We start from the raw sequence: 21,277 nt of genomic DNA, 5'->3' as shown, positions 1-21,277 counted from the left end.
CTTTAGGCTTGACCCCGGAGCCTGCATGGGGCATTCCGCCGTGAACCCGGCGGAATGCCCCCGGCACCCGGGCTTTCCAGCAAAGATCACCTGGCGCCGATGAGTAAGGCGTACAGAACCACTCCACAGGAGGACCCCAGTGGCGAAGGCGAAGTTCGAGCGGACTAAGCCGCACGTCAACATCGGCACCATCGGTCACATCGACCACGGTAAGACGACCCTCACGGCCGCCATTACCAAGGTGCTGCACGACGCGTACCCCGAGCTGAACGAGGCCTCGGCCTTCGACCAGATCGACAAGGCTCCCGAGGAGCGCCAGCGCGGTATCACGATCTCGATCGCGCACGTCGAGTACCAGACCGAGACGCGTCACTACGCCCACGTCGACTGCCCCGGTCACGCGGACTACATCAAGAACATGATCACGGGTGCGGCGCAGATGGACGGCGCCATCCTCGTGGTCGCGGCCACCGACGGCCCGATGCCGCAGACCAAGGAGCACGTGCTCCTGGCCCGCCAGGTCGGCGTTCCGTACATCGTCGTCGCCCTGAACAAGGCCGACATGGTGGACGACGAGGAGATCCTGGAGCTCGTCGAGCTCGAGGTGCGCGAGCTCCTCTCCGAGTACGAGTTCCCGGGCGACGACCTGCCGGTCGTCAAGGTCTCCGCCCTGAAGGCCCTTGAGGGCGACAAGGAGTGGGGCAACTCGGTCCTCGAGCTCATGAAGGCCGTGGACGAGTCCATCCCGGAGCCCGAGCGCGACGTCGACAAGCCGTTCCTGATGCCGATCGAGGACGTCTTCACGATCACCGGTCGTGGCACCGTCGTCACCGGCCGCATCGAGCGTGGTGTCCTCAAGGTCAACGAGACCGTCGACATCATCGGCATCAAGACCGAGAAGACCACCACCACGGTCACCGGCATCGAGATGTTCCGCAAGCTGCTCGACGAGGGCCAGGCCGGTGAGAACGTCGGTCTGCTCCTCCGTGGCATCAAGCGCGAGGACGTCGAGCGCGGCCAGGTCATCATCAAGCCCGGTTCGGTCACGCCGCACACCGAGTTCGAGGCCCAGGCCTACATCCTGTCGAAGGACGAGGGTGGTCGTCACACCCCCTTCTTCAACAACTACCGTCCGCAGTTCTACTTCCGTACGACGGACGTGACCGGCGTCGTGACCCTCCCCGAGGGCACCGAGATGGTCATGCCGGGTGACAACACCGAGATGAAGGTGGAGCTCATCCAGCCCGTCGCCATGGAAGAGGGCCTGAAGTTCGCCATCCGTGAGGGTGGCCGGACCGTGGGCGCCGGCCAGGTCACCAAGATCAACAAGTAAGCTCCGCTTGCTTGTCGGTCGACTGACCTGACATGGGCTGATGCCTGAACAGAGGGGCCCGTACGACTTCGGTCGTACGGGCCCCTCTGCCATGCCCGTCTGCCGTGGTCATCGGTACGACGCTGGGCGCCTGCGCGGTACTCGCGGCCCTCGCGAAGGTCGTCCCTGCCGGTCCGGCTCTCCGGCGCCCACCCGGTCGGCGTAAGCGGCGGCCACCGGTTCGTGCGTGATCATGACGACCGTCCGACCCTCGCGGTCGCCCATGCCGCGCAGTAACGCCAGCACCTCGCGGCCGGTCCGCGAGTCCAGCGCGCCGGTCGGCGACGGCGGCAGGCTGGACGCCTGGCACACGTACCCGACGCGCTCACGGCGCAGTGCGGCAGGGGCGAGAACTCGAGTAGGGCCGGACATACCCCCGACAGGCCCCCTGGGCGGATGGCCCCGCCGTACGCGGCAGTTCTGTCACGACTTCCACGCGGTGGTGCACTCCTCCTCCACGCGACGCCACCATTGATCGTCAGATCGTCGTAAGCCCCAGACCCAGCCTCAGACCCAGCCCCGCGTCGCCACCTGGAAGTGAGTCCGTGAGCACCGTTCCGCCTCCCGACCGCCCCGACGACGAGTCGGCCCCCTCCCTGTCCGACGAGCAGCTGGCGTCGTTCCTGCGGGAGGCCGCCGAGGGTGGCGGCACCTCCGCGCCCAAGGAACCCTCCGCGCGGGCGCGGATGGTGGCCCGGCGGTTGCGGGAGGAGGACGAGGCGGCGCAACGTGCGCACCCCGGCGGCGGTCGTGGTGGCCGGAAGGGGAAGGCCCAGGGGCCGCCGCCCGCCACCCCGCCGGGATGGCGTACGGGCCCGGCATCGCACGAGGGGAAGGGCGGCGGCTCGCGCCGGCGTCGCTTGGGCGTGGGCGCCGGCGTGGTGGCGCTGGTGGCGCTCGCGGTCGTCGCCGTACGGCCCTCGCTGGTGCTGGACCGGCTGCCGGGCGGGGACGGCGGCTCCGAGCGGCCGTTGGCGGCCGAGACCGCGCGACCGACCGGCGCCCCGGGCGACCCCGCTCGGTCCGGGCGGGCCACGCGCGAGCACCCCTTCCGCGGCTCGCCGGCCGAGCGGTGGGCCGAGGGCCCCGACGCCATCGAGATACCGGAGGCGAAGGCACTCGCCGGCATGAGCGAGGAGGACGTGGCGTTCGCGCTGCGCCGCACCAAGGAGCTGCTGGTCGCCGCCAACCTCGACCCCGGCGTACTGCGCGGGGAACGGCCGGACAAGGCGCTGGCCGTCCTCGACCCGAAGCAACCGGAGCTGCTGCCCAAGCTGCGCCGGTCGCTGCGCGCACCGGACGAGGAGCACGACCCGCTCAAGCTCTTCACCCGCTTCGACCCGGACGAGACCCGCCTGGCCGGCGACGTGGTCAAGGTCCGCGGCCGCATGACGTTGGCCGCGGGGAAGCCGGGCGTGGTGAAGGTGAACGCGGACTACACCTTCGTCTACCCGCTGGTGCGGGCGGAGGGAGGCGACGGGGAGGTGGCGCGCACGATCGTCCGCCGCGTGCTCACCCTGACGCTGAACGACCCGGCCAGGTGGGACGTGACCGAGGGCAAGCTCCTGCTGGAGAAGTACTTCACGGAGCACGGCAACACCGCCTGTGACGTGCACGACGGCTATCTGCACCCCGGGTTCGCCGACGACGGCCCCAGCGGTGAGCGGCCGACCGGGCCGCTGACGGACCCCTACGACCGCAGTCAGCCCCTCACCGGGTCCGAGTCGGAGGACTGCGGGCGGGTCACCCGCACCTGATCCGAACGCCTCCCGCGTACCCGACGACGTGACCGGGCCCGGGTGCTCTCCCACTGCGCACCCGGGCCCGTCCCGTCGTCCCCGTGGGACGCCCCCCGCGGGTCGTCCCGGGGGCCGCCGTCCCCCGTGGGTCCCTCAGCCGCTCAGATCCGCTGCCACAGCGCCGGAACGTTCGACGGCTCCCAGCCCTGCTGGGCCTGGTGGCCCTGGAGGCAGCGGTAGGTGGCGCCGCCGTACGTCACGGTGTCGCCCGGCTGGTAGACGGTGCCGGCCGCCCAGGTGCCGCCCTCACCCGGCGGGGGCTCCTCGGGGCCGCCGTCGTCGGTCGTCTTCAGGGTGAGGCCGTAGTTCTGGAGCAGCGGGTTGATCGGCTGGTAGAACGTCGTACCGCCGCTGCGGCAGTCGCCCGAGCCGCCCGAGGTGACGCCCTGCGCCTGGCTGCCCGAGATGTACGAGCCACCCGAGTCGCCGGGCTCGGCGCACACCGTGGTGCGGGTGACGCCGCTGATGGTGCCCTCGGGGTAGGTCACGCTGGTGTTGTGCTGCTGGATGGTGCCGCAGTGCCAGCCGGTGGTGGAACCGGAGCGGCACACGGACGCGCCGACCGGCGCCTGGGTGGACCCGGTGACCTGGACGTTCTGGCCTCCGGCGCCGCTGACGTACGGAGTCGCGGTCCACTGGGAGTTGGTCGCCACCCACGCCATGTCACGCCCGGGGAAGATCGACCCCTGGAAGGTGCCCTGGGCCACCCGGTTGGCGCCGCTCGTGCTCGCCCCGGTCCGCCCGCAGTGACCGGCGGTGGCGAAGCCCTGTTGGCTGCCCTTGGTGACGGGGAAGCCGATCGAGCAGCGCCCGCTGTTGTTGATGTAGTACGCCTCACCGCCCCGCAGGTCGTAGAACGGCCGGGGCTGCTCGGCCGACGTCTCGACCCGGGCGAGCCGGGCGTCGACACCGGCGGCGTCGAGGAGCGTGCGCGCCGCGGACGGGCGTACGGCCTGCACGGTGACGGTGTTCGTCCGCACGTCGACGTACCGGACCGGCGCGTCGGTGGTGTTCCGTTCGGCGGCGGCCCGGTCCAGCCGGGACTTGGCCGCGTCGAGGTCGGCGAGGGAGTGGCGTACGACCTTCGCCACGGCGCCCTCGGCCTCGATGGTCGCGGCGTCGCCCGCGTCCGTCGTCGCCACGGTCAGCGTGCCGGACTCGGCGCCCCGCACCCACGCGCCCGCGAAGTCACCGCCGAGCGCGGCACGCAGCCGTCCCGCCGTGGCGCCCGCGTCGGCCTCGTTGACGAGACGGCGTTCGGCCTGCTCCCGGTCGAGGCCGAGGTCGCGCTGCATGGCCCGGAGCAGGGCGGGCGGCGCGGTGTCGGCACGGAGGCTCTCGGCGGCGGTGGGGGCGGGGTCGGAGGGTGCCGTCCCGGCGCTCGCGGAGCCGCTGAGCCCGGCCACGAGCAGGGCGGCCGTCGCGGCGACGGCGGCACCCATGGCTCTGGTGTGTCGGTGTCGGTGGGGCATGGGGGATCTCCTCGGTCTCGGTGGGGAGGTGCCGAAACCGTAGGGAGGGACGACCGGCGGCCATAAGACGTCGGCCGGCCCTCTCCCCGGTGTTATGGAAGGCGTGCGAGGGAAGCGAAGGGGGACGGGTTGGTCAGGGCACGCGGTGCGCCGCCATCCACTCCGTGTAGCTGTCACTGCTCGCCGCCACCCCCGCGTGCGCCATGCGCGCCTGCGCCAGCACGGTCGCGGCGGTGTCCTGCCGCTGCGTCACCGCGTGCCAGCCGAGCAGATGCCGCCAGGCCAGCGGCGTGCCGGTGAGCGGCCGGGTGACGATGCCGGGCGTGGTCGGGAACGTCGCCCGGCACAGCCCGACCGCCCGCCCCACCTGCACCAGATGCACCAGGGACGCGGTGTCGGTCTCGTACATGCGGCGCGGGGTGAATCCGGCGCGGGCGCACGACGCGGAGAAGCAGTCGCCGAAGCAGCCGTCACCGGGTACGCAGGCCCACTCCTCGCCCGCCAGCTCGGTCAGGTCCACCTCCGGCCGGTGGGCGAGCGGATGACCGACGGGCATCATCACGAACACCGGGTCGACGGCGACCTCCCGCCAGACCAGCCCCTCGGCACCGGGCGGGGCGGCGGAGCCGCAGGTCCCGGCGAGCGCGAAGTCCAGCCGACCCTCGGCGAGTTGCTCGGCCAGCTCCCGCTCGGACCAGGAGGTGCAGGTCGTCATCCGGGCCTCGGGCGCCACATCGGCCAGCCGGTCGACCAGAGCACCCAGCAGCGGGCCGTGCGTACCGCCCAGCCGAAGCCGCTCGGCGGTGCGCGGCGCCCGCGCGAACCGGGCCGCCTCCTGCTGCAACTCGGTCACCGCGGGCAGCACGATCCGGCTGCGCTCCAGCACCAGCTCGCCCAGCGCGGTGGCCCGCACGCCGTGCCGACCGCGCACGAACAGCGCGCCGCCCAGGGCCCGTTCGATCCGCTTGAGCTGTGCGCTCAGCGCGGGCTGCGCGAGCCCGAGAGCCGTCGCCGCCCTGGTGAGGCTCCCGGCGTCGGCGATGGCCCGTACCGTCTTGAGATGCCGCAACTCCAGCTCCATGAGGGGAGCTTGCGACGAGGGAGGGGCGGGGGCAAGAGGTTGGTCCGGACCTGTGACGGTGAGGTGCCAGGGAGCCCGGCTCTCGCAGAGGGGCTCACTCCTCTTCGAAGATCTCCTCGGCCTTCGGCGCGGTGACGGCACGGGCGAGCCAGTGGCGCAGGACCTCGGGGTCGTCGCAGTCGGTGACGCGCCTGCGGACGTCGTCGGAGACGGCGAGGCCCCGCTGCTCCAGGACGAGGAGGATGTCCTCGGCCCGGCCCTGGGCGCGGCCCTGGGCGCGGCCCTGCTCGCGGCCTTCGTCGCGGATCTCTTCGGAGATGTAGGACTTGTAGAACGAGAGGTCCACGGCCACCAGTTTCCTTCAGAGGTGTCGGGCCGGGAGGTTCCCGGCCTTGAGTGGCGGATGCGACGAGCCGGATTGCGACGTACTTTCTCGGGCGGGTGCCGGCTCAGAAGCCCAGGTACGTGATCTGGACGACGTAGACGCGTTCGGCTCGCACGACGACCTGGTACGTGAACATCCCGCCGGGAACTGTGATGTCACCGCACTGCGGATCGTCCCCTTCGTGAGCGCCACCGTGCAGGTATTGTGCTTCGGCCGCTCTGACCAACTCGGCAGCCTTGCGCCCCACTTCGGTGAGAGAGGCGGGGGCGGCGGTGCGGGCGGCTTCCTCCGCGCCGAAGACGTACTCCCAGCCTCAGCTCAAGCGCGTACCGCCTTCATCGCCTCGTCCAGGACGGTGCTCAACTCCCGTAGGGCTTCCCGGGCGACGGTCGGGTCCTCATGCTCCAGCCTGTGCTTGGCACGGGCGTGGCGGGCGGCGAGGTCGGGGCGGCGGGCGATCTCGATGTCGCGAGCCCAGGTCAGGACCCAGCCTCGCACGGGGCTGAGCGATTGCCACTCCACTGCCTTGGCGAACGCCTCGTCCTTCGTCCGCTGCATCTCCGGCAGGCGTCCAGGGGCGATGACGGCGAGCGCGGCCCGCAGGGCGTCCGGGGTCTGCTCGGGGCGGGGAACCAGTTGGTGTCCGTGCTCGGCCTGCGTGCTCATGGAGTCTTCCCGGGAGTGCACTGGCCAGGTTAGTCGTCCGGGACGGTCGTGGTATCGGGACGCGAACATCGATGAGTGTTTCTCCAGGTCAGCAGTGGTGTGAGGGGGTGCGGCCAAATGGCGACGCGGTCGAGTCGTCGCCTGTCGTTGCCCGGCAGTCGCGGCAGCGGTCCTCCGTTTCGGGGGCACGGAAGCCGCGGTCGCAGCCCTCGCAGTTCCGGAGCTGGTGCCGGAGTGGTGGGGCAGCCGTCGGGGCGCGGAACGGGGCCGGGGGCGGCAGCCGGTCGGTGAGGCGGTGGGCCAGGAGGGCGGCCGGGCGGCGGAGCGGCTCGTCCGGGAGGTCGGCGGCCGCCTGGAAGAGAGAAGGGGCCTTGCTGGTGGGCTGCGGTACGGCGGGGAGGGCCTTGCGGGTGCGCGTGCGTGTGCCGTGCGGCGGCGATCCGGGTCGGGCCCTCGGGAAAGCGGGCGGTGAGGGACTTGATGTCGACGCCCGCGCCCGTGGGCAGCGACTGGATGTGGCAGGCGAGGCCGATCGCCAGGAGTGACAGCTCCTTGTGCTGGGCCAGGCGCCGACGGCACCGGAACCTCAGAAGGTGGGTTCCGGTGGCGTGCAACGCAGTTCCGCCCACACCGTCTTGCGCGGGAAGCGGCCCTCGGTCACTCCCCAGCAGTCCGCCAACGCCTCGACCAGCAGCAGCCCACGGCCCGATTCCGCGTCGGGTGGGGGTGTCCGGACGTCGGGGAGCCGCTCGGCCCGGGTGTCGGTGACCTCGATGCGGAGGGTCGCGCCGACGACGTAGAGGGTGAGCCGGAAATCGCGGCCGGGGACGCGTCCGTGGGCCGCCGCGTTGGAGGCCAGCTCGGCGATGAGCTGGCGTGCCGGGTCCAGGGGCAGGCCCCAGGCGCGGAGCTGCTCGGTCGCGAGCAGGCGGGCGAGGCGGGCGCCGCGTGGCGTGGGGGAGAGCTGCACGCTGAAGTTGCGGACACGGGTAGGGAGTTCGGCGGATTTCTGGTTCACGTCACTCAGCGTGGTGGTGCTTGCGTACGGTGAGAAGTGACTCAGCGGGTACGTACGGTGACTGTCCGGTTGTTGTCCGGTGGTGTCGGTGCTGTCGGGAGGGACCTGCGGGTAGGGCGCTGGGGCAACGCTGTGCGTACGACGAAGGGGCGCGGGATGACAGTCGAGACGGATCAGCCGGGGTGGGAGGTGGACCCTGACGACGAGTGGGGCGTCGCGGTCATCACCACGGTGGGACGGCAGTTGAAGCTCCGTCGCGAGGCGGTGGGGATGCGGGCCGCCGACTTCGGAGTGGCGGTCGGTTACGGGGAGGACCTCGTATACAAGGTCGAGGGTGGCAAGCGGATTCCCCGGCAGGAGTACCTGGACAGGGCCGACGAGGTGCTGGATGCGGGTGGGCTCATCGCGGCGGCGTGGGAGGACGTGAAGAAGGTCCGATACCCGAAGAAGGTGCGGGAGCTGGGGAAGCTGGAGGCGAAGGCGGTCGAGATCGGCGTGTACGAATGCAACATCATCGCGGGGTTGTTGCAGACGCCGGAGCACGCGCGGGTCTTGATCGGGGCGGCGCAGCCGCCCTACTCACCCGACGATGTCGAACGCATGGTGGCCGCGCGGTTGGCCCGGCAATCGGTGTACGAGCGCGATCCGGCTCCCTCGATGCACTTTGTGCTGGAAGAGGCGCCCCTGCGTCGGCAGGTCGGGGGCACAATGGAGTGGCGACGGCAGCTCGAACGCCTGTTGGAGATCGGGCGGTTGGCCAGTGTCACGCTGCAAGTCATGCCGACCAACGTTGACGCCCATCCAGGGCTTGACGGCAGGATCGAGTTGTTGAAGTTCCCGGACGGTACAGCGGTGGGGCGCGCCGACGGCTTGTTCAACGGACGTCCCGTCTCTGAACCGAGGCAACTCCGCATCCTGGAGCTGCAGTATGGAACCATCCGGGCGCAAGCACTCCCCCCTCGGGAGTCGCTGTCCTTCATCGAGAAACTGCTGGGAGAGACATGATCCGCGAGGCCGAACTGGTCTGGTTCAAGAGCAGCTACAGCGGCGGCACCAACGGCGAGTCCTGCGTCGAGATCGCGACGACCCCCGGCACCATCCACATCCGCGACTCCAAGCACGTACAAGGCGGCCCCCGCCTCGCCCTCACCCCGACCGCGTGGACGAACTTCCTCCCGTACGCCTCGGAGCGCTGACGACCTCCTGCGTCCCGACCACCGCCAGCAGATCCAGCAACCCCGCGCTCTCCGTCCCCACGGCCGGCGTGAACCAGAGCAACCGCTGCCGCCCGTCCTCGCTGAAGAGGTTGAGGCAGTTGACCTCGATGACGCCGAGCGTCGGGTGGACGATCCGTTTGCGGTCGTCCCGCCGGAAGGCCACGTCATGGTCGGCCCACAGCGCGGCGAACTCGGGGGAGACGCTGAGCAGCGTACGGATCATGGACCCGGCCTCCGGGTCCTTGGCGTCCCTCCGCGCCGCCGCGGCCCGCAGGTCGGCGACGAAGGCGCGGGACTGCCTCTCGTGGTCGGCCTCGGGATGCAGGCGCCGGGTGTCGGGCTCGGTGAACCACCGGTGCACGAAGCTGGCCCGGGGCCCCCGTAGCCCGGACTGGTCCCCGACCAGCGCCACGGCCAGCGGATTCTGTACGAGGGTGACGTGCAGGTCGGTGATCACCTGCGCCGGGGTCGAGGTCATCCGCCCGAGCAGGTCGAGCATGCCGGGGTGGACGTGCGAGGCGGCCCCGCCCTGCACGGGTACGGGCCGGTCCGCGAGCCGGTACAGATAGTCCCGTTCGTCGGCGGACAGCCGCAGCGCACGCGCCAGCGCGGCGATCATCTGCTCGGACGGCTGCGATCCGGCCCCGCGCTCCAGCTCGTTGTAGTAGTCCACCGACGCCCCGGCGAGCTGGGCGACCTCCTCGCGCCGCAACCCCGGCACCCGGCGCCGGGGCCCGGCCGGGAGCCCGACGTCGGCCGGGCGGATGCGCTCCCGCCGCGACCGCAGGAACGCTCCCAGCTCGGCGTACTTCACAGCGCTCATGCCCTCCATTCTGCGCCGGGCCGGGCCGGTGACCCATGGGATGACATCCCCTGGCTGCGGGGGCGGGTCGGGCGCACTGTGGAGCCATGACCACGAACACGAACCATCAGGAAACTCCCGCGCCGGAGGCCGTACGCGTCGCCGTCGTCACCGGCGGATCGCGCGGCATCGGCCGGGCGGTCTCCGAGAAGCTCGCCCAGGACGGCCTGGCCGTCGTCGTGAACTACGCCCACGACGAGGCCTCCGCCAAGGAGACGGTGGCGGCGATCACCGAGGCCGGCGGTCGGGCGGTCGCCGTACAGGCGGACGTGGCGGAGGAGACGGAGATCGCCGCGCTGTTCGACCGCGCGGAGGAGGAGTACGGCGGGATCGACGTGGTGGTGAACTCGGCCGGCCGAATGACCCTGTCACCCATCGCCGACCTGGACCTGACCGCCCTGGACGCGATGCACCGCACCAACATCCGCGGCACTTTCGTGGTCGCCCGGGAGGCGGCCCGGCGCCTGCGGGCGGGCGGGAGCTTCGTGGGCTTCTCGACCTCCGTGGTCGGCACGCAGTTCCCGACCTACGGGGCGTACGCGGCGAGCAAGGGCGCGGTGGAGGCGATGACCCTGATCCTGGCGCGTGAGCTGCGCGGACGGGACATCACCGTGAACACGGTCGCGCCCGGGCCCACGGCCACGGACCTGTTCCTGACCGGCAAGACCCCCGAGCAGATCGACCAGCTAGCGAAAACCCCGCCCCTGGAGCGACTCGGCACTCCCGAGGACATCGCCGCCGTGGTCGCCTTCCTCGGCAGCCCTGCCGGCCACTGGGTGAACGGCCAGATCCTGCGGGCCAACGGAGGGATGATCTGACATGCCCTTCGCCCACTTCAAAGTCCCCGAGGGCACCCTCACCCCGGAGGACAAGCAGAAGATCATCGAACGCACCACCGACCTCTACGCGGAGATCTACGGCGACCGGGCCCGCCCCACCACCGTCGTACTCGTGGATGAGGTCGCCGACGGCGGATGGGGCGTCGCGGGGAACGTCCTCACGGCTGCGCTGCTGAACGGCGACGCGTGACGCGTGACGCAGGACGGAGGGACCCCGAGCCGTCCGGGTGACCTTCGTCTCATACGTCACGAAAACCCCCGATATACGGAAGCCCGATCTCACATAGTGGTCGCACGGGGCGCCCGGTGCTGGCCAGGACGTTTACATGCGCGTAACACTGAAGTGTCCCGCGCGCGGCAACGGCGCCGAGCGCCCACCACCGGACCGACCGGACTGCGGCCTGCCCCTCCCGGGGCCCCGCCCCCGTCCCCGTCTCCGGTGTCAGCCGTGCCAGAAAGGGCCCACGTGACGACGCGAAGCGAGACCAGGACCGCGCTCGACCACCTGCTCACCGAGATCGAACACCGCAACCCGGCCCAGCCCGAGTTCCACCAGGCCGCCCACGAGGTCCTGGAAACGCTGGCGCCGGTGCTCGCGGCCCGCCCCGAGTACGCCGAGCCGGGGCTGATCGAGCGGCTGGTCGAGCCGGAGCGGCAGGTCATCTTCCGGGTGCCGTGGCAGGACGACAAGGGACGGGTCCACGTCAACCGCGGCTTCCGCGTCGAGTTCAACAGCGCGCTGGGCCCGTACAAGGGCGGCCTGCGCTTCCACCCGTCCGTCAACCTGGGCGTCATCAAGTTCCTGGGCTTCGAGCAGATCTTCAAGAACGCGCTGACCGGCCTCGGTATCGGCGGCGGCAAGGGCGGCAGCGACTTCGACCCGCACGGGCGGAGCGACGCGGAGGTCATGCGGTTCTGCCAGTCCTTCATGACGGAGCTGTACCGGCACATCGGCGAGCACACGGACGTCCCGGCCGGGGACATCGGCGTCGGCGGCCGGGAGATCGGCTACCTCTTCGGCCAGTACCGCCGGATCACCAACCGCTGGGAGGCCGGCGTACTCACCGGCAAGGGCGCGGGCTGGGGCGGCTCGCTGATCCGCCCGGAGGCGACCGGCTACGGCAACGTCCTCTTCGCGGCGGCGATGCTGCGCGAACGCGGCGAGGACCTGGAGGGCCAGACAGCGGTGGTCTCGGGCTCCGGCAACGTGGCGATCTACACGATCGAGAAGCTCACCGCCCTCGGCGCGAACCCCGTCACCTGCTCGGACTCCTCCGGCTACGTCGTCGACGAGAAGGGCATCGACCTCGACCTGCTCAAGCAGATCAAGGAGGTCGAGCGCGGCCGCGTCGACACGTACGCCGAGCGCCGCGGCTCCTCGGCCCGCTTCGTCCCCGGCGGCAGCGTGTGGGACGTCCCGGCCGACCTCGCCCTCCCGTCGGCCACCCAGAACGAGTTGGACGAGAACGCCGCCGCCACCCTCATCCGCAACGGCGTCAAGGCGGTCTCCGAGGGCGCGAACATGCCGACGACCCCCGAGGCCGTCCACCTCCTCCAGCGCTCCGGCGTCGCCTTCGGCCCCGGCAAGGCCGCCAACGCGGGCGGCGTCGCGGTCAGCGCCTTGGAGATGGCCCAGAACCACGCCCGTACCTCCTGGACGTCGGCACGGGTCGAGGAAGAGCTGACGGACATCATGAACAGCATCCACACCACCTGCCACGAAACCGCCGAGCGCTACGACGCCCCCGGCGACTACGTCACCGGCGCGAACATCGCGGGCTTCGAGCGCGTGGCGGACGCGATGCTGGCGCAGGGGGTCATCTGACGGTTCGGGCGTCTCGGTCTCCTCCCACTCGATCAATGGGACGATGTCGGAAAACCTGATCGAGTGACGAACGGGGAGACCGGGAACGACATGGCCCGTTACACGGAGGCACTGACCGTCGAGCGCGGCGGATTCCGCATCAAGGTGCCGGAAACGTGGTGGGAGTTCGACGTACGCCCGGAGTCGCGGGACGACTCGATCCGCCGCATGGTCGACGACCGCGTCCGCCGGCACCCGGAGTTGGAGCCGTCCCGCTCCGCCTACGTCACCTTCCTCCAGAAGGCGGCGTCGGACGCGTGGAAGTCCGGCGCGATGTACTGCGGTTGCATGGCGGAGAGCTTCGGCGGCGACACGCCGATCACCGGCTCGGTGACGGTGTCGCTGGTGGGCGGCCGCACGTCGTCCGGCGACCCGCTCCCCACCGACCCGGCCGCCATCGCCGGCCAACTCGCCGTCAAGGAGGCGAAGAAGCCCGGCGACTCCTGGCGCAAGGTGACGACGGTCGACATCCCCGGGGTGGGCCCCGCCGCCCGCACCCAGGGCATCGAGGACATCCCGGTCCCCGGCGACGCCCTGAACCGCACCGTCCGCGCGGTCCTGATGCAGACGTACATCCCGGTCCCCGGCCAGGAGGGCAAGGTCGCCCTGGTCGCGGGCAGCAGCCAGGTCCTCGACCTCGCGGACTCCTTCTTCGACATCTTCGACGCGATCACGTCGACGTTCCGGTTCGTGGACTGAGGACGGGCGGGGGTCCTGGCGCCATGACCGCCGAGTTCGTGCTCGACCTCGACGAGGGAATGCTGGAGTACTTCCGGGACATGACGAACGTACTCGTGGAGCGCTGCGGCATCTCCCGACCGGAAGAGGATCTCGCCGTTCTGGACGCTCGAGCGATGACACGGCCACCTGGGAGGCGATCCTCCGACCAACTCGACGCGACAGTGATCCAATCGGTGCCTCAGCGCTCCGACTCGGGACCGGACGCCTTCGCCAGGCGGGACAGCAGTTTGGCGTAGACCGTCGTCGCCGCCGCAACCACCGTCGTGATGCTCGACAGGGCCAGGATGCCGAGCAGTGCCGGCCACTGGCGTAGTTCGCTGTCGCAGAAGTAGCCGTCCCGCTGAAGCGGGGCGATCAGCGGGCCCTCGCAGCGCGGCACACCGTCGTAGGACTCGGGGCCGTACGAGGAGAGCATCAGGAAGGCGAACCACATCCACAGCCCCACCGCCACCAGGATCCACCCGACCGACCACTTGTCCGCACGGCCGGCGTCCCGGAGCGCCTGCGACTCCTGACCTTCGCCGGCCTTCACCCCGCCCGAGTCGGCTGCCGTCATGTTGTCCCCCAGTTGTTCGACAGTCCCCTGCCGAAAGACCCTAACGTGGTGATCGGACAGTCCCCTTGCGGTGTGCTGCGGTCCGCGAATGTTCGAAGTAGGGGAGGCGAAGCCGGTATGGCAGCCGGGTGGGACTGGGGGAGCGGCGACGGCCTGTTGGGTCTGGACAGCCCCGAGGAATGGGACGGCGCGTTCGAGCGCGGTGCGGACCACCTCGGCACGGCAGCGATTGGGTTGGCCTTCAACTGCTCGCTGGACGAGGCGTCGCCTCGGATCGTCCGGGCGATGCGGCTGCCGGATGCCGCTCAGCGCGGGTTCGCGTTCACGGCGGCGGGTCATGTGGCCCGTCTCAACGGGACGTTGACCCCGGAGCTGTTCGCGGCCCTGCGAGCAGAGGGCCCCGGCGGCATCGCCGACTTTCCCGTCAGGGACGCGCTGGAATTCGTACCGTCCGTTCCGGAAGCTGCCGTCATGGTTGAAGCGACGGTGGGTGTACGTGACGGTGCGAGACAGACTGGAGGGCTGGTGGCTGCGGTCCGAGGGCGCGTTGTGGACGGGTGGCGGCGGCTGCGCGGGGTGTCTTCCGGCTATGACGGGCAAGTGAAGATGACTGATCTCAAACTCACGGGCACGTCGGAACCTTGGGTTTTTTGCCTCCCCCAGAGAGAAGGCGCGAGCGCGATTTGTGCGCAGCTATCGGAGTTGGAGACGCAGGGAGGTCGCGTCTACCGTTTCGACTCTCACGATCTGGCGACCGAGCAGGGAGTTCATCGCTCATTCGCAGCAGCCTTACAGTTCCCGAAGTATTACGGAAGAAACTGGGACGCCCTGGTGGACTGTCTGGACGATCTATGCGGCGAGGTCACGGGCGGAACGGGTGTCGCGGGCATCGTCCATGGTACGGATCGACTCCTGGACGCTGAACACTTCCCCCTTTTCGTCTCGGTCCTCTGCCAGGGCGCGGCCCGTGCGAACTCATCGGTCGACGCTGATGGTTGCCTCTCGGACCGGCCCGCCGTCTCCCAGCATTTCGTTTTCGAGTTCTCCGACTTCAATCCTGGAAGGATCGCACTCCGATTGAGCCGACCCGACCTGACCGTCACCACGGGCGATGGCTTTGTCGCGGCGTCCCTCAACCCACAGGAATGGTATTGATTCATCGGACTGGAACCCCTACCCAAACTGCACGGCGCGGGAAAAGGTTGGGGGCACGCGATGTGGCGTGAGGTGATCGACGAATTTCCCTCGGCTGAACCCCGCGAACCTGCGACGCCTCGCGACCTGGAACGGATACAGGCAACACTCCAACTGGCCCTGCCGACCGAACTTCGCTCGCTCCTGCTCGAGAGTGACGGGCTGTTGGACGAGTACGGCACCGAGGTGGTCTGGTCTGCGGAACGGATCATCAGCGACAACGTCACCTTCCGCAGTGACGAGCAGTACCGGTCGTTGTACGACCCTCGAAGCCTTTGTTCGCAGTGCCCTCGTCAGTGACGGAGAGGACTGGTACCGGTGACCCGGATGGTCCCGGGGCGACCGGCGTTCGGAAGGACGCCGTGAGGGGGAATCTCGGGACACGCTCGTTCCACCTCTCTCGTCGTCGCCGTTTCGGCAGCCGGCCACCACGAAAGGACTCCGTCCGTGCACCAACCCATGTACGGAACGAGGTCGACGCTTTCCTCTCCTGGCTCCCGGAGGAGTGATGACGGCTCCGTCGACCGATCGCTGACAATGGCCGGATGTTCCACATAAGTGCCGAGGTTTCCCACCCCGTGATGATCGTGGTCGTCCTCCGCGAGCCCGCGGTGAAGGCCGAAGAAGTCGAGGACGACTGGCTGTGAGAACAGGGGCAACGCTTCGCTCCCACACCTCACCGCCGACGCCCGGTCGGCTCACCTTTCCGTCGAACGAACGAGCACTGTAAGTTCACGTGTGCATACGGTTGTTGGTGAGGCGCGTGCGTCGACGGGGGTAGCGGAATGGTGGGCCACAGGCCGAGTGACTGGCATGTCCTGGGCCTGGACAAGGACCCGACCCCGGGTGATCCGCAGCGGGTGCGCACGCTCGCCAAGACGCTGCACGACTTCGCCGACGACGTGTCCGACGCGCTGCGTCTGGTCAAGGGCATGGCGGGGGAGGGCACCCTCGCGGAGTGGGCGGGCAAGTCCGCGACGGTCTTCAAGGAGGAGTTCTCGGGCGTACCGAAGAACCTCACCAAGCTCGAGAAGTCGTACGGGATGTGCGGCGACGCCCTCGCCGACTTCTGGCCGAAGCTGGAGCGGGCGCAGGCACTGGCGGACAAGGCGTTGCGCAAGGCGCGGGAAGCCCGCGACGACCTCACTTCCGCCCAGTCGAAGCTGTCCTCGGCGGACTCGTGGGTGACGCGGGCGTCGAAGGAGGCCGACAAGTACAAGGACGATCCGACGGGCAGCAAGTCGGACGCGGACAAGCCGGACGAGGGCAAGGTCCGTGCCGCCACGCGGGACGTCCAGCATGCCAAGACGGCGCAGACCAACGCGCAGTCGGCCGTGGACTCCGCGCAGAGCGCGCTGGACGCCGCGAAGAAGATGGCCGCGGACGCGCGCAAGATGCGCGACGACGCCGCTCGCGACGCGAAGAACAAGATCGACGAGGCGTCGGACGCGGGTATCCAGAACCGTTCGTGGTGGGAGGACGTCGGCGACTGGTTCACCGACAACTGGGACACCATCGTCGCGGTCTGCAAGGTCGTCGTCGCCGTCGTCGGCATCGTCGCGATGATCATCGGCGGACCGATCCTCGGTGCGATCGTGCTCGTTGCCGCGCTCGTGGTGCTGGCGGACACACTCTACAAATACAGCAAGGGCCAGGCGTCCCTATGGGACGTGGGGCTGGCCGCGCTGGAGTGCATACCCGGCATGAAGGGCCTGACGACACTCGGCGGGCTAGCCAAGGGGCTCAAGGGCGGCATGGCCGCGATGAAGGGAATAAGGGGCGGCCTGAAGGGGATGGCCAATGGAGTCCGAGGTCTCGCCAAGAGCGGTCGAACCGCTGTCGCGAACGGGGCGAAAGGCGCGTACGACCGGGTCAAGTCATTGATCAAGCGTTGCGGCGATCCGGTCGATCCAGCCACCGGCTACATGTTCATCGACCAGACCGACATCAACCTCCCCGGAACGCTTCCTCTCATTTTCACCCGCCACGTGTCCTCCGGCTACCACAGTGGCTGGTGGTTCGGTCCCAGCTGCGCATCCACGATCGATCAGCGCCTGGAGATCGACGATCACGGGATCGTGTTCGTGACTGAAGACGGCATGCTGCTCACCTATCCGCATCCGGAAGAGACGGACGACGCTGTTCTCCCGGAATCCGGTCCTCGGTGGCCCCTGGTGCGCCTGGAGCATGGCGATTACCGGATCACCGACTTCAGCACCGGTCACAACCGCGACTTCGCGCCTGTCGGGGACGGGTGGGCGGTCTTGAGGTCCATCACCGACCGCAATCACAACACGATCACGTTCGAGTACGACTCCGCGGGCGCACCCGTCGTCATCCGGCACTCCGGCGGATACTGCCTCACGCTCACGGTCGAGGAGCACCGCGTCACTGCGATGCATCTGAGAGCTGCCCCAGAGGACGCGCCGGGTGCCGAGGTCGCGATCAAGCAGTATGGCTACACCGACGGCAATCTGACCGAGGTGATCAACTCATCGGGCAAGCCGACGCGGTTCGCCTACGACGAACGACTGCGCATCACCTCGTGGGAGGACACGAACAACTCCCGCTATCACTACGCGTACGACCACCAGGACCGTTGCGTGGAGCAGGGCGGGGACGCCGGGCACCTGGCCAACACCTTCACCTACGGAGGCATCGACCCAGCTTGGCCCAACTGCCTGATCACCGAGGTCACCGCAGCTGCCGGAGCGGTCTCTCGCTATGCCGTCGACGATGCCTGCCTGGTCGTCGGAGAGGTCGACCCGCTGGGCCACACCAATCGCCATGTCTTCGACAGCCGCAACCAGTTGATCGCGCGCACTGACGCTCTTGGACACACAACGCGCTACGCCTGGGACGAGGACGGCAATCTTGTCGCCATCGCGCATGCTGACGGTGCGTGCACGGCCATGACGTACAACAGGTTCGGCCAGCCCACTGAAATAGTTGAGCCCGGCGGCGCCACCTGGCGGTATACCTATGACGAGCGGGGCAATCACCTCACCACATGCACCCCGGAGTCGGCGGTCACTCGTTTCTCTTACGACGCTGCCGGTCGGCGTACCGCGATTACGGACAGTTGTGGCAGCACCGCGACGGTGGAGTGCGACGGGGCGGGTCTGCCGATCCGCGTGACGGACCCGGCGGGTGGCACGGTCCGCTACGAGAGGGACGCCTTCGGGCGCCCGGTCGAGGTGACCGATCCACTGGGAGCCACCACGCACCTGGCCTGGACCCTGGATGGGAAGATCGCGCGTCGGGCCGCGCCTGACGGCAGTACCGAGTCATGGAAGTATGACGGAGAGGGAAACTGCACCAGCCACACCGACGCCATGGGCGGTGTGACCACATTCGAGTACACGCACTTTGATCTGCTGGCAGCCCGGACCGGACCGGACGGCGCGCGTCACGTCTTCGAGCACGACGCGGAACTCAGGCTCACCAAGGTCGTGAACCCACTTGGCATGGAGTGGCACTACACATACGACCCCAGCGGCCGCTTGGCGGCGGAGAGGGACTTCGACGGCCGTACGCAGCGCTACGTCCACGACGCGGCCGGCCGACTGGTGTCCTGGACACCGCCGTCAGGCCAGGCCGTCCGTTACGAGCGGGATGCCCTGGGGCGTCTGACCGCCAAGAAGACAACGGGCACCGTCACCACGTACGCCTATGACAAGGCAGGAGCCCTTATCGCGGCTTCCGGTCCTGACGCGGTACTCGCCCTGCAACGCGACCGAGAGTGGCGCGTGGTCGCAGAAACCGTCAACGGTCGGACGACGAAGTACACCTACGACGCGATGGGACGCCGTACGGGCCGCACCACACCCTCCGGCTTGGTGAGTAATTGGTCGTACGACGCCGCGGGCAATCGCGTAGGTCTGGGCACTCTCGACCGGTATCTGAGTTTCACCTACGACGCGGCAGGCCGTGAAGTATCCCGCCGCGTCGGTGACGAATCCGTGCTCGAACAGGCCTATGACTCCATGGGCCGCCTGAAACGGCAGGAACTCGTCGTCGGCTCGCACGACTCGCTCGTGCAGGAGCGTACCTACACCTACCGCGCGGACGGGTACCTCATCGCCAGCACTGACCAGCTCAACGGGACCCGCCACTTCGACGTGGATGCCGTGGGCCGAGTGACGGGCGTGCACGCAGCAGGGTGGACTGAGAGTTACGAGTACGATTCGATGAGTAATCAGAGTAGGGCCTCCTGGCCCTCCGGCATGCCGGGGCACGAGGCGGTCGGCTCGCGCAGCTATGCGGGTACTCGTCTGAGCCGTGCCGGGGGCGTGCGCTACGAGCACGACGACACGGGGCGGATCACTTTGCGCCGGAAGACTCGACTGTCACGCAAACCTGACACCTGGCGCTACACCTGGGACGTCGAAGACCGTCTCACCTCCGTTGTCACTCCTGACGGCACGCGCTGGCGGTACCAGTACGACCCGCTGGGGCGGCGTATCGCAAAACAGCGCCTAGCCGGGACCGATGACACCGTGGTCGAGCAGGTGGACTTTGTCTGGGACGGAAGCACTCTGTGTGAGCAGACGAGTCGGCGCTCCGGCAGTGGTGAAGCGATCACGCTCACGTGGGACCACGACGGTCTGCGGCCTCTGACGCAGACCGAGCGCAAGACGACCGTCGATACCGGTACACCCCAGCAGGAGATCGACCGCCGCTTCTACGCCATCGTCACCGATCTCGTCGGTACTCCCACCGAACTCCTTGACGAACGGGGCCAAATCGCCTGGCGTACCCGCTCGACTCTCTGGGGTTGCACGGCTTGGAACCGAGAAGCCGTCGCTTACACCCCGCTCCGCTATCCGGGGCAATACCACGATCCGGAGACGGGCCTCAGCTACAACTACTTCCGTTACTACGATCCGGAAACCGCTCGCTATCTCAGCTCCGACCCGCTGGGCCTAACACCTGCCCCGAACCCTGACACTTATGTTCACAATCCGCACACCTGGGGCGACCCGCTCGGCCTTGCCCCCTGCCAGAACGACGAAATCCTTCCAGAGGGATACACGCCTTCTCCCGCGCTGGAGAAGGATCCGTATCACCCGGACATCGTGCAGAAGCGGCAGGCGGAGAACGCTGAGCTGTATGGCGCGACCCCGGCCGACAGAGCTGCGGAGCTAGGGTACAAAAGGAGAATCTCGGCCCAGAAGGCGCCTTTCTATTCCCACGGGCAAGAGGTCTTCTTCAACGGCAAGAACTACATCACGCCGGACGTGGACGGCCACAATGTCTCCGACGGCTGGAAAATGTTCAACAAGAAGGGGCAGAGGATCGGTACCTATGACGCGGATCTCAACTACGTCAAAAAATGAGAGCTTCTCCATCCGAGTGCTTTCCGTCCCTTCGCCGACCGAAGCCGACCGCGGTGGCGACGCCGTGGGACGTGTCACGGTCGGAGAGTTCGAAGAGCGCTTCCCGATGAGTCTCACCTACTGGGGTGCGCGTCAGTATGAAGACAGTTGGGCGCGATCCTTGAGGGTGCTCGTCGAGGGTGCGGACGACGCCACGTCGTGTCTTGTCTCATCCATTACAGACCCGGTGAACAGCAATTTCGTCTTCTGCTGGCCCCTGTACAGGTCCGGAAGCACCGTCTACGTACAGAACTCGATCATCTTCCTTGATGAGCTGGAAGAAGAATTCTCACCTGACGAGCCCTGGCGCTTCGTGGAAGCGCGCTCCACGGTCGACGAGGACGGGCAGGAGATCTCCGAGTGGCAGACGACGATTGCGGCAGTGAGAGAGGCTCTCCGGACGATGTGCCCATAGCGCGGAGGCCACCGCCGGCGCCGGGCCAACGTAGTTGGTGACGTGGGGTACAGTCATCCGCCCCGATTCGCCAGCCCCCCACCCCGTATGGCAGACTAACGGGGTTGCTCGGTCGAGTGCCGATGCTGCGCGCCTCCCGCCGGGGGGACCGGAAGCGAGTCCCACAGTACTCGTCGTCCCTGATCAGGGGCGGACGTACGGGAATCTTCCGGGAAGTGTCAGCGGGGTGCAGACCAGGCACCCGGTGGGCCTCTCGCCCCCGGTCCGCGGTTCCGGAAGGGCCCGCACTCCCCATGCAGGGAAGTCCCGAAGAGGGACATCCATGTCAGCGAGAGTGCGACACGCCCGACCGCGTGGGTCGGAGGGGGAGTGGAATGACAAGGGATCACCGGGTCCAGAGCGTTTCGAGAGACAGGAC

At 68.8% G+C, this 21,277-nt stretch carries 18 protein-coding genes and 2 pseudogenes; 12 read left to right on the top strand and 8 right to left on the bottom strand.

The annotated features are described in order from the left end of the window. Positions 1 to 139: 139 nt before the first annotated feature. The gene (gene tuf, locus RI578_RS16225; RefSeq protein ID WP_055418382.1) at positions 140 to 1,333 is read left to right on the top strand and encodes an elongation factor Tu; all 1,194 of its coding nucleotides are present in this window, start codon (positions 140 to 142) and stop codon (positions 1,331 to 1,333) included. A gap of 584 nt (positions 1,334 to 1,917) precedes the next feature. Continuing rightward, positions 1,918 to 3,129 (top strand): hypothetical protein, encoded by a 1,212-nt coding sequence (locus RI578_RS16215; RefSeq protein ID WP_310871748.1) that lies wholly within the window; start codon positions 1,918 to 1,920, stop codon positions 3,127 to 3,129. A 143-nt stretch (positions 3,130 to 3,272) separates the two neighbouring features. Here the strand turns inward: RI578_RS16215 and RI578_RS16210 are convergent, their stop codons facing one another. The 6 genes and pseudogenes from RI578_RS16210 to RI578_RS16185 all read right to left on the bottom strand — a co-directional run bounded on the left by RI578_RS16210 (position 3,273) and on the right by RI578_RS16185 (position 7,793). Continuing rightward, the gene (locus RI578_RS16210; RefSeq protein WP_310871747.1) at positions 3,273 to 4,643 is read right to left on the bottom strand and encodes a carbohydrate-binding protein; all 1,371 of its coding nucleotides are present in this window, start codon (positions 4,641 to 4,643) and stop codon (positions 3,273 to 3,275) included. A gap of 133 nt (positions 4,644 to 4,776) precedes the next feature. Further along, complete coding sequence (locus RI578_RS16205; protein WP_310871746.1) at positions 4,777 to 5,724, bottom strand: LysR family transcriptional regulator; 948 nt, start codon at positions 5,722 to 5,724, stop codon at positions 4,777 to 4,779. A 94-nt stretch (positions 5,725 to 5,818) separates the two neighbouring features. Beyond that, positions 5,819 to 6,112: pseudogene (locus RI578_RS16200) on the bottom strand (hypothetical protein); the annotation flags it as partial. 315 nt (positions 6,113 to 6,427) lie between these two features. Continuing rightward, complete coding sequence (locus RI578_RS16195) at positions 6,428 to 6,775, bottom strand: hypothetical protein (RefSeq protein ID WP_310871745.1); 348 nt, start codon at positions 6,773 to 6,775, stop codon at positions 6,428 to 6,430. A gap of 88 nt (positions 6,776 to 6,863) precedes the next feature. After that, positions 6,864 to 7,446, bottom strand: a pseudogene (locus RI578_RS16190) (hypothetical protein). After that, complete coding sequence (locus tag RI578_RS16185; RefSeq protein WP_310871744.1) at positions 7,362 to 7,793, bottom strand: ATP-binding protein; 432 nt, start codon at positions 7,791 to 7,793, stop codon at positions 7,362 to 7,364. The pseudogene RI578_RS16190 and the gene RI578_RS16185 overlap by 85 nt, the downstream one beginning before the upstream one ends. A gap of 156 nt (positions 7,794 to 7,949) precedes the next feature. Between RI578_RS16185 and RI578_RS16180 the strand changes: the two genes are divergently transcribed. After that, positions 7,950 to 8,798: a helix-turn-helix transcriptional regulator gene (locus tag RI578_RS16180; protein WP_310871743.1), complete on the top strand. Its 849-nt coding sequence runs from the start codon at positions 7,950 to 7,952 to the stop codon at positions 8,796 to 8,798. After that, complete coding sequence (locus tag RI578_RS16175) at positions 8,795 to 8,989, top strand: DUF397 domain-containing protein (RefSeq protein WP_310871742.1); 195 nt, start codon at positions 8,795 to 8,797, stop codon at positions 8,987 to 8,989. Before RI578_RS16180 ends, RI578_RS16175 begins: the two co-directional genes overlap by 4 nt. On the opposite strand, the gene RI578_RS16170 is transcribed toward RI578_RS16175, so the two are convergent. Then, positions 8,940 to 9,842 carry a helix-turn-helix transcriptional regulator gene (locus RI578_RS16170; RefSeq protein WP_310871741.1) on the bottom strand — a complete coding sequence of 301 codons (903 nt, stop codon included), beginning with the start codon at positions 9,840 to 9,842 and terminating at the stop codon, positions 8,940 to 8,942. The genes RI578_RS16175 and RI578_RS16170 overlap by 50 nt on opposite strands. Positions 9,843 to 9,919: 77 nt before the next feature. Here RI578_RS16170 and RI578_RS16165 point away from each other — a divergent pair, with 77 nt between their 5' ends. From RI578_RS16165 to RI578_RS16150, 4 genes are all read left to right on the top strand, one after another. Further along, positions 9,920 to 10,690, top strand: coding sequence for an SDR family oxidoreductase (locus RI578_RS16165; RefSeq protein ID WP_310871740.1), 771 nt, complete (start codon positions 9,920 to 9,922; stop codon positions 10,688 to 10,690). A 1-nt stretch (position 10,691) separates the two neighbouring features. Further along, positions 10,692 to 10,901, top strand: a complete 210-nt coding sequence (locus RI578_RS16160; protein WP_310871739.1) for a 4-oxalocrotonate tautomerase family protein — start codon at positions 10,692 to 10,694, stop codon at positions 10,899 to 10,901. A gap of 276 nt (positions 10,902 to 11,177) precedes the next feature. Further along, positions 11,178 to 12,536, top strand: a complete 1,359-nt coding sequence (gene gdhA / locus RI578_RS16155; RefSeq protein WP_310871738.1) for an NADP-specific glutamate dehydrogenase — start codon at positions 11,178 to 11,180, stop codon at positions 12,534 to 12,536. A gap of 90 nt (positions 12,537 to 12,626) precedes the next feature. Next, a complete protein-coding gene (locus RI578_RS16150) occupies positions 12,627 to 13,274 on the top strand; it encodes a hypothetical protein (RefSeq protein ID WP_310875781.1) in 648 nt (215 codons plus the stop codon). Between the two features lie 220 nt (positions 13,275 to 13,494). On the opposite strand, the gene RI578_RS16145 is transcribed toward RI578_RS16150, so the two are convergent. Beyond that, the gene (locus RI578_RS16145; RefSeq protein WP_310871737.1) at positions 13,495 to 13,872 is read right to left on the bottom strand and encodes a hypothetical protein; all 378 of its coding nucleotides are present in this window, start codon (positions 13,870 to 13,872) and stop codon (positions 13,495 to 13,497) included. A 117-nt stretch (positions 13,873 to 13,989) separates the two neighbouring features. Here RI578_RS16145 and RI578_RS16140 point away from each other — a divergent pair, with 117 nt between their 5' ends. From RI578_RS16140 to RI578_RS16125, 4 genes are all read left to right on the top strand, one after another. Continuing rightward, the gene (locus RI578_RS16140) at positions 13,990 to 15,027 is read left to right on the top strand and encodes a barstar family protein (protein ID WP_310871736.1); all 1,038 of its coding nucleotides are present in this window, start codon (positions 13,990 to 13,992) and stop codon (positions 15,025 to 15,027) included. A 72-nt stretch (positions 15,028 to 15,099) separates the two neighbouring features. Next, positions 15,100 to 15,366: an SMI1/KNR4 family protein gene (locus RI578_RS16135; RefSeq protein WP_310871735.1), complete on the top strand. Its 267-nt coding sequence runs from the start codon at positions 15,100 to 15,102 to the stop codon at positions 15,364 to 15,366. Positions 15,367 to 15,851: 485 nt separating this feature from the next. Then, positions 15,852 to 20,405: a DUF6531 domain-containing protein gene (locus RI578_RS16130; protein ID WP_399060334.1), complete on the top strand. Its 4,554-nt coding sequence runs from the start codon at positions 15,852 to 15,854 to the stop codon at positions 20,403 to 20,405. Beyond that, a complete protein-coding gene (locus tag RI578_RS16125; protein ID WP_310871733.1) occupies positions 20,374 to 20,859 on the top strand; it encodes a hypothetical protein in 486 nt (161 codons plus the stop codon). Before RI578_RS16130 ends, RI578_RS16125 begins: the two co-directional genes overlap by 32 nt. The last annotated feature ends 418 nt before the right edge of the window (positions 20,860 to 21,277 follow it).

Source organism: Streptomyces sp. BB1-1-1 (assembly GCF_031597775.1).
In the GTDB taxonomy this organism is placed as follows: domain Bacteria; phylum Actinomycetota; class Actinomycetes; order Streptomycetales; family Streptomycetaceae; genus Streptomyces; species Streptomyces thinghirensis.
Note: the sequence above shows the minus strand (reverse complement) of the source record. Positions and strands in the feature narration are given on the sequence as shown.